The sequence below is a fragment of the Paenibacillus sp. 01T424 genome, assembly GCF_056398745.1.
In genome coordinates, this window is sequence record NZ_JBFTPZ010000119.1 from 1 (window position 1) to 592 (window position 592).

The window sequence follows — 592 nt, forward strand, 5'->3', positions numbered from 1 at the left end:
TAGCTGGGTTTCCCCATTCGGAAATCCTCGGATCAATGCCTGCTTACGGCTCCCCGGGGCGGTATCGTTGTTCGCCACGTCCTTCTTCGGCTCCTGGTGCCTAGGCATCCTCCGTGCGCTCTTACTAGCTTAACCAAMTGCTCRTGGTGATTTCGATTGATCCGTCRTTGAAGCCTTATTTCTTTGAWYAATARCCTCTTTAGAGGTAGAAATAACGTCTTCAAAAGCCGTCTTCAATTCGAAACACCTCTCGCTTACGTAAAAACAACTAAAGGATGTTTCAGCAATTCTTTTTCTTTCGTTATCCAGTTTTCAAGGTGCAATTTGTTTCCACCGCTTTCGCGGCAGGAATATTAGATTAACATATTCGCTCGTTACAATCAACCACTAAAAGTTGGTAATTCGCTTGTATGATTTAATCCGCTTGGCGACGTCCTACTCTTCCAAGACCCTGCGGTCTAAGTACCATCGGCGCTGAAGGGCTTAACGGTCGTGTTCGGTATGGGAACGCGTGGTTCACCTCCGCCATCGCCACCAAACGAATGACTAGACATACTGAAAGAAAGCGTACTACAATTCCACGAAATCAGAT

At 46.4% G+C, this 592-nt stretch carries 2 rRNA genes; both read right to left on the reverse strand.

Annotated elements, in window-relative coordinates:
- Positions 1 to 135, reverse strand: a 23S ribosomal RNA gene (locus AC1DPK_RS34245); the annotation flags it as partial.
- Positions 136 to 422: 287 nt separating this feature from the next.
- A 5S ribosomal RNA gene (gene rrf / locus AC1DPK_RS34250) occupies positions 423 to 539 on the reverse strand.
- Positions 540 to 592: the final 53 nt, after the last annotated feature.